The following is a 6,446-nucleotide window of genomic DNA, read 5'->3' as shown; positions in this document are numbered from 1 at the left end:
ATCAACACCAAGTATTTTAATATCTTTCATCACCTGCTCTTTATTTAAAATAGAAATTCTGTGTTGGCGCATTATAACGCCCCCTTTAAAGAGCGCACTTTTCATTGGGTTGTTTTTAAGTTTTTAAGAATCTTTTAATTTTAACTTGTTAGACAACCCCACTTTTATTGAAAGAAGAAAAGTATGACGAAAAAGAAGAACAAAAAAGTGAGTAGGACGAATTATAATATTGACATCCCTTCTATTTGCATACCCATCCATATACACATATCAAGACGCAACACAGAAACTTTGCTTGCGTGGATAAAAGAAAAAGGATTGTCAACCATTGTATCGGAATAAGATGATTGGCAATGGTCTTTGTTCCATTACCTAATTGCAACCGGTTATTATGAAGCGGTATTGTGCACTTGGCTTAATATGTTTCACATTGCGCACTTGAATGAAAATGCCAATGATTATATGCCATTGGATCTGGCATTATTAATGGGACAGCGTCATTGCTACTTATGTACACTTAGTGGGCTTTTCGCACAGCCAAGCTTCCCACAGACATCTTTTTTGAGGACCTCAGAGGGCAAAGATAAGTCGGCGCACATGGCACTTTCGTTTTGGGCCGTTGTAAATATTGGGAAGGATTGCTTGAAAAATTATCATCGGGAAATATGCTCGACAAGAGATATGAACAAGCTCTAATCGAATTGACGGACCAACTCGATAACTTAGAGGTACTGAGGGATTTGGGTAATCGCACCATATTATTTAAATTAGCCCCTTACAATTGAATAACTTCAATAGAATGGAGAAAATGCCGTCTGACCATCCGAACAGCTTAATGGACCTAGGGGAGAAGGGATGGAATAGTTGTTGCATATTTTTTTATTTTATTTACGGAGTGGCCTTATGCGGATGAGAAGTGCCAACAGCTATTCTACGCGAGACGCTGCAAGAAGTGTCGTTAAGCAGCGTGCTCCTGTGGTTGCATTACTCGCCAAATCGAAAGAGAGCGAAGAAACTGCGCGGCTGGATCAAATAACAACCGAGAATTTACCTATTTTTTTTTGCGAACCCTCAAGCTTGCTCATCGGTGTATGCTGACTCAAGCAGAGCATTATCTCATTTTTTATTAACAACGCCCTGTCCTTACTGCGAGCAGAACTGGAATGGTGTTTTGCATTACAGTCTCGTATAAAAAAGCTTCAGCAAACAGAAATAACAGATAGGCAGAATGCATGCGAAACCAAGCCTGTGGATGAGAAGAATAAAAAAGAACTCTTCCTAACAGAAATTCGATCCTTTTCAAAATTTATCACATACCACCTCACCAATAGAAGCAATAAAACCATGGTTACCTTCGAATCAGGAAAAGGATAGATTGTCACACTTACCAGATGTGCTGCCTCACTATCTCGTCAAGAATCAGTTTCTCGATTCCATTTAGAGATAACAAGGCTGCTTGCTGCGAATCGTCATTTGCATTGGAGCCTAACAACTAGCACTTTATTTTCTACTCCTTTTGCAAGGGCTCAAACTCTAAAGGAGATAAAATCAGCACAACATGCATTAACATAAATCATAGAGAGAGTGGGGTTCGCCACCAGCCGTTGGCGTCTGAGCGTGAAAGTATCATCTGTTTTATTCTCTACACTGGTAACTGCGTTGGAAGCATGGTTAGGTTTCGGTGTAGAAACAAGTCAAGTAAGAACAATCGCAGCAGTCGCTGAGGACTTTATGCTGGTTGAAGGTGCGATTCTATTTTGTTTTTTTATTGGCTGGCTTACTACCAATAACTCTGACAGCCGACGTGGGATCTGCGCGGATCCAATATCCTGCAGGAGGTTAAGGATTCATCGTGGAATTTTATTCAGCGAAGTTATTCAGAACCCTATCGGCAGACACAACAGCCTTTAATGCGCGAATTCGATTTCAGAAAAATTCACTGACTATCGCGTAATTAGAATCAAATTTAAAAACCCTCGCGCAGCGCTGGGAACAGCATCTGAAAGATTTGGGCAATCTAGAAAATGCAGCACCCAGTTGGCCTGAATTTAAAAATTAGTCAGGAAAAAGGTCACCCATTAACTCTCCCCTTTTTCTTTTCTTAATTAATAATATCGCTCCCTACGGGATTCGAACCCGTGTTATCGCCGTGAGAGGGCGGTGTCCTAGACCTCTAGACGAAGGGAGCGAGGATGTCATAGAATGAACCGCCTATTATAGACCGTAATGGGAAGAGCGCAATTGATGGCGGAAAGTAAATGTTTAAACCCTCTCAATGGCGGAAAATTAGCTACTTGCTCCGCCTTGAACGAAAGAAAGACCGCGGCCGCGGCCCCCGAGTCATTAAACATGAAGATCATTCTATCTCACGCAGTGACATCAGTCCCAACGCGCTGAGGGTGTTGTATCGTCTTAGCAAATCCGGTTATGAAGCCTATCTGGTGGGGGGCGGCGTGCGAGACATGTTATTAAACTATCACCCTAAAGACTTTGATATCGCCACCAACGCGCGCCCCCACGAAATACGAAAACTCTTCAAAAATAGCCGCCTTATTGGTCGACGATTTCGCTTAGTTCATGTTTACTTTCCGAGTGAAATTATTGAGGTATCAACCCTCCACGCAAATGCGGAAGAGTTATTAAAAGAAGAACCGCTGAGTGAAATTCAAAAAACAGGGGCGAATATTCTATCGGAAGATAACATCTATGGCACAATTGAAGAAGACGCTTGGCGGCGTGATTTTACCGTTAATGCGCTCTACTATAACATCACCGATTTTTCCGTTATCGATTTTACGGGCGGTATGAGGGATTTGCACCAGGGATTAATTCGTATGATTGGGGATCCTACCCAACGTTACCATGAGGACCCGGTACGATTGCTACGAGCCATCCGGCTAGCGGCGAAACTAGATTTCAAAATCCATCCGGACACCGAAGAACCTTTAAAAAGGTTGCATAACCTATTGCGTCATGTGCCTTCAGCTCGTCTTTTTACAGAAGTATTGAAGATATTCTTTGAAGGACACGCGCTTCGCTCTTACCAATTGTTAAAGCAAACGCATTATATGCGAACTTTATTTCCGGAAGCCGCCACTATTTTAGAAAAAACACGACAACTGTTTTACGAAAATTTAATTAAATTGGCTTTAAAAGCCACTGACGAACGTTATCACAACCAACAAAGTTTAAACCTGGGATTTTTATTTGCTATTTTTTTATGGCCCACCGTGAAAGAATTAACGCAACAGCATTTTAAAAAACATAAACACTTATTCCCAGCGTTGTATCACGGGATAAACACAGCCTTACAGCGACAGGTGACAATATTACCCCTTACTCGTCGATTAACTGTAATGACGCGTTCCGTTTGGATGTTGCAATACCATTTAGAACGGCGGCGACACACTCGTATTTACCGAATTGTGCAACAACGTTTTTTCCGAGCCGCCTTTGATTTTTTAGAATTACGAGAGCGCGCTGGCGAACCACTGACCGAAATTGTATATTGGTGGCGAACATTTCGCGACGGAAACCCTAGGCAACGCGAACAGTTGATAAATGAGCTTGTGAGAAAAACGCAATGACAATAGCCTATCTTGGCTTAGGTGCAAACCTGGATAATCCGCTCAAGCAAGTACAAATCGCGGTAAGTAATTTGTCCACATTGCCGCAAACTGCCTGTCTTAGCTATTCCAGCTTTTATGAGAGCAAACCGTTGGGTCCAACTGATCAACCGGATTACATCAACGTCGTAGCAGCGATTGAAACTGCGTTGTCCCCCCAAATGCTTTTGAAAGCATTGCAACGACTCGAAGAAAAACAAGGCCGGTGTCGGGGCGGGAAACGATGGGGTCCGCGGATTATCGATCTCGATATTTTATTGTATGGAAATCTTTCCGTTCAGAGTGATGAGCTTTGTCTTCCCCATCCGGGGCTTTTCGTGCGGGAATTTGTGATCTATCCACTGGCTGAAATCGCAGAAGACTTGATTTTACCCGGCGGCGAGTCTATTTTGGAACTGAAAGCAAAATGTTCTGATCGAGGCATTGAACGAATTATAAAAAACCCCTCTTCATTACTTCCTCCTCCCTTTAGTGGGAAGGGGTTGGGGAGAGAGTAATACAAAGGCGCTACCATGAAACCAACCGCCATCTACCCAGGAACCTTTGATCCGCTGACCAATGGACACGTAGATATTATCGAGCGCGCTTTACCCCTATTTAACAAAATAATTGTTGCGTGCGCCCCCACCAGCCGCAAAGATCCTCATTTAAAACTAGAGGAACGAGTTGATTTAATGGCTGACATATTGACTGATGAGCGTATTGAAGTTTTGCCACTTAGCGGACTTTTGGTGGATTTTGCCAAAACACACCAAGCTAATTTCATTTTACGTGGACTTCGCGCCGTTTCTGATTTTGATTATGAATTCCAGCTAACGCATATGAACTATAAATTATCATCTGAAATTGAAACTATTTTTTTACCAGCACGAGAAGGTTACAGTTATGTTTCTGGAACCATGGTAAGAGAAATCGTTACTCTGGGCGGAGACGTATCGCCGTTTGTTCCCCCTTTAGTTGCGCATCATTTACAAAAAAGAAGAGAAAAATAAATAACATTAATTCTATGGCTTTAAAGATTACTGAAGAATGTATTAATTGCGATGTTTGCGAACCTGAATGTCCGAATGATGCGATTTCCATGGGTGAGTTAATTTATGAAATTAATCCTAATCAATGCACAGAATGCGTCGGTCATTTCAATGAACCCCAATGCCGCCAAGTTTGTCCTGTCGATTGTATTCCTTTAGATTTCCACGAGTCCAAAGAAGATTTAATGAAGAAGCATCAGCAATTACAAGATAAAAATAACTAAGGCTCTGCCGTGAAAGCGAGTATTTTTCAAGAATACGGCAAACGGACTCGCGAGATGGTGGCGATGCAGTGTGGATTTTCAATCTATTCAATTTGGATGCTCTCATTTTGAAGACCCTAAAAATTGAATATTTAAGGCACTAGTTTTAACTAGTTTTATTTCGGGATTTTCTTTTCTTTGAAAAATACATGCATTCCACACTTGCCCGTTTCAGAATTCCAGGCACGCGGATCAAATTTTTTAATGTTTAATTTATCGGTGGTATTTCGCTTATTTTTATAAGTCGCGTAAAAGGTACCGGTCGGTTTGCCCGCTTTGGTTTTCCCAGTAGATTGAAGCATTATTTTTTCGCGTGGACTGACGGCCATTGGTTAACTCTTATTTGGTTTCTTTTTCGCGTTCCCAAATTTTTTTGAGAACTGCATTGATACCGAGCTTGTCGATGATTCGCATGCCGTGCGTAGAAACTGTCAATGTTATAAAACGTTTTTCATCCGGCAGCCAGAAACGGCGTTTTTTCAAGTTAGGTAAAAAACGACGATTGGTTTTGTTGTTTGCATGAGAGACGTTATTCCCACTTTGGGGCCGTTTCCCAGTCACTTGGCATACTTTCGCCATGACAATTCTCTCCGATAGTTTCAGCGATAAGGTTCGATTTTATACCAGAAATAAGAGCTACGCGCAAGCAATCGGGGGCGTCATTCGCCAGAGTCAAAGCAACCCACTTTCTGCAAAAGAAAACGAATCTCAATCACCGATAATAATATGATCAGGCAGCCACACACCCATCAATGCAAAGGCTTCTTTGAGATGGGTTGTGGCCGAGGGACGGTCGGCTTACTGGGGTCGGGGACGCTGGAGGGATGTTTGTGGGCGACGATGAGGAGACGATATTATGCTAGAGGGCGTTATTTAATGATTTCCCACTGATGAATGGAGGGTTGATTAATTGAGTCATAAAAAAGCTTTTTAAACTGAATGATGAGATGGCGGGTTATCCAGAATAAAGATGGGCAAAAACTTCGCTTTCATGATGGCGCAACTGGGCGAACCAGAAGTTGCTGGGCATCTTAGGTGCAGACGGAGTTAGCCTTTTGCTCGAGTAACTGACGGAGGTAACGCCGTTGTAATTCGGCGACCGCTTTAAGCTTACAATAGAGCGCTTTTCCAAGACCACGTAAGCCGGAAAGACGTTGAAAACTAGTATTCAGTAGACTAGCGGCCTGCCGAGATGATTGAATTATTCACGCGCTAACTCAACAGCGTTGCACCCACGCATGGCTTTTTGGATGATCACAGCGATCAGCTCCGCATCCGAGAGGATATACACATCTTCTCGCAGCAATTTTTCCCGCGATCGCCCGCTCGTTGCCGATTGTGTAATTGACATGAAAAAAGGGTGGATGGACTCCGATTAAAAAAATACTGTAGTTAGTGGGTAGCCCGTATAGGCCCTGGGTTGTTGTGTCAACAATCAGTTTTGACGAAAAGAACGTATATGCGGGTTCACAGAGCCACCGCATGAATCAGCATCATCAACCCCAGGTTTTATTTAACGTCCTTAA

7 protein-coding genes, 1 tRNA gene and 1 pseudogene are annotated in these 6,446 nt (G+C 42.6%); 5 read left to right on the top strand and 4 right to left on the bottom strand.

Features of this window, described 5'->3' with window-relative positions; translation table 11 throughout:
- The first annotated feature begins 909 nt into the window (after positions 1-909).
- Entirely contained in the window at positions 910-1,098 is a 189-nt protein-coding gene (locus FIV31_RS06945; protein ID WP_280124265.1) for a hypothetical protein, read from the top strand.
- A 1,017-nt stretch (positions 1,099-2,115) separates the two neighbouring features.
- Here FIV31_RS06945 and FIV31_RS06940 read toward each other — a convergent pair.
- Positions 2,116-2,188, bottom strand: a tRNA-Glu gene (locus tag FIV31_RS06940).
- A 70-nt stretch (positions 2,189-2,258) separates the two neighbouring features.
- Here FIV31_RS06940 and pcnB point away from each other — a divergent pair.
- From pcnB to FIV31_RS06920, 4 genes are read left to right on the top strand one after another with little or no spacing between them, the layout of a single operon-like run.
- Positions 2,259-3,587, top strand: a complete 1,329-nt coding sequence (gene pcnB / locus FIV31_RS06935; protein ID WP_280124264.1) for a polynucleotide adenylyltransferase PcnB — start codon at positions 2,259-2,261, stop codon at positions 3,585-3,587.
- Positions 3,584-4,123, top strand: a complete 540-nt coding sequence (gene folK, locus FIV31_RS06930) for a 2-amino-4-hydroxy-6-hydroxymethyldihydropteridine diphosphokinase (RefSeq protein WP_280124263.1) — start codon at positions 3,584-3,586, stop codon at positions 4,121-4,123. Before pcnB ends, folK begins: the two co-directional genes overlap by 4 nt.
- A gap of 15 nt (positions 4,124-4,138) precedes the next feature.
- Positions 4,139-4,618: a pantetheine-phosphate adenylyltransferase gene (gene coaD, locus FIV31_RS06925; protein ID WP_280124262.1), complete on the top strand. Its 480-nt coding sequence runs from the start codon at positions 4,139-4,141 to the stop codon at positions 4,616-4,618.
- 14 nt (positions 4,619-4,632) lie between these two features.
- Positions 4,633-4,881: a YfhL family 4Fe-4S dicluster ferredoxin gene (locus FIV31_RS06920; RefSeq protein ID WP_280124261.1), complete on the top strand. Its 249-nt coding sequence runs from the start codon at positions 4,633-4,635 to the stop codon at positions 4,879-4,881.
- Between the two features lie 155 nt (positions 4,882-5,036).
- On the opposite strand, the gene rpmG is transcribed toward FIV31_RS06920, so the two are convergent.
- The 3 genes and pseudogenes from rpmG to radC all read right to left on the bottom strand — a co-directional run bounded on the left by rpmG (position 5,037) and on the right by radC (position 6,271).
- On the bottom strand, positions 5,037-5,249 hold the full coding sequence (gene rpmG / locus FIV31_RS06915) for a 50S ribosomal protein L33 (protein WP_280124260.1): 213 nt from the start codon (positions 5,247-5,249) through the stop codon (positions 5,037-5,039).
- A gap of 10 nt (positions 5,250-5,259) precedes the next feature.
- Positions 5,260-5,499, bottom strand: coding sequence for a 50S ribosomal protein L28 (rpmB, locus tag FIV31_RS06910; RefSeq protein WP_280124259.1), 240 nt, complete (start codon positions 5,497-5,499; stop codon positions 5,260-5,262).
- Positions 5,500-5,628: 129 nt separating this feature from the next.
- Positions 5,629-6,271 (bottom strand): annotated as a pseudogene (gene radC / locus FIV31_RS06905) (RadC family protein).
- Between the last annotated feature and the right edge of the window lie 175 nt (positions 6,272-6,446).

The organism is Coxiella endosymbiont of Ornithodoros amblus (genome assembly GCF_019425495.1).
Lineage (GTDB): Bacteria > Pseudomonadota > Gammaproteobacteria > Coxiellales > Coxiellaceae > Coxiella.
The sequence above is the reverse complement of the archived record's forward strand: the minus strand, read 5'-3'. Positions and strand labels throughout refer to the sequence as shown.

Bases quoted from the DNA above. Each gene is read 5' to 3' on its own strand.
- FIV31_RS06945 (WP_280124265.1), top strand. From the start codon at position 910: ATGAGAAGTGCCAACAGCTATTCTACGCGAGACGCTGCAAGAAGTGTC.
- pcnB (WP_280124264.1), top strand. From the start codon at position 2,259: ATGTTTAAACCCTCTCAATGGCGGAAAATTAGCTACTTGCTCCGCCTT.
- folK (WP_280124263.1), top strand. From the start codon at position 3,584: ATGACAATAGCCTATCTTGGCTTAGGTGCAAACCTGGATAATCCGCTC.
- coaD (WP_280124262.1), top strand. From the start codon at position 4,139: ATGAAACCAACCGCCATCTACCCAGGAACCTTTGATCCGCTGACCAAT.
- FIV31_RS06920 (WP_280124261.1), top strand. From the start codon at position 4,633: ATGGCTTTAAAGATTACTGAAGAATGTATTAATTGCGATGTTTGCGAA.
- rpmG (WP_280124260.1), bottom strand. From the start codon at position 5,249: ATGGCCGTCAGTCCACGCGAAAAAATAATGCTTCAATCTACTGGGAAA.
- rpmB (WP_280124259.1), bottom strand. From the start codon at position 5,499: ATGGCGAAAGTATGCCAAGTGACTGGGAAACGGCCCCAAAGTGGGAAT.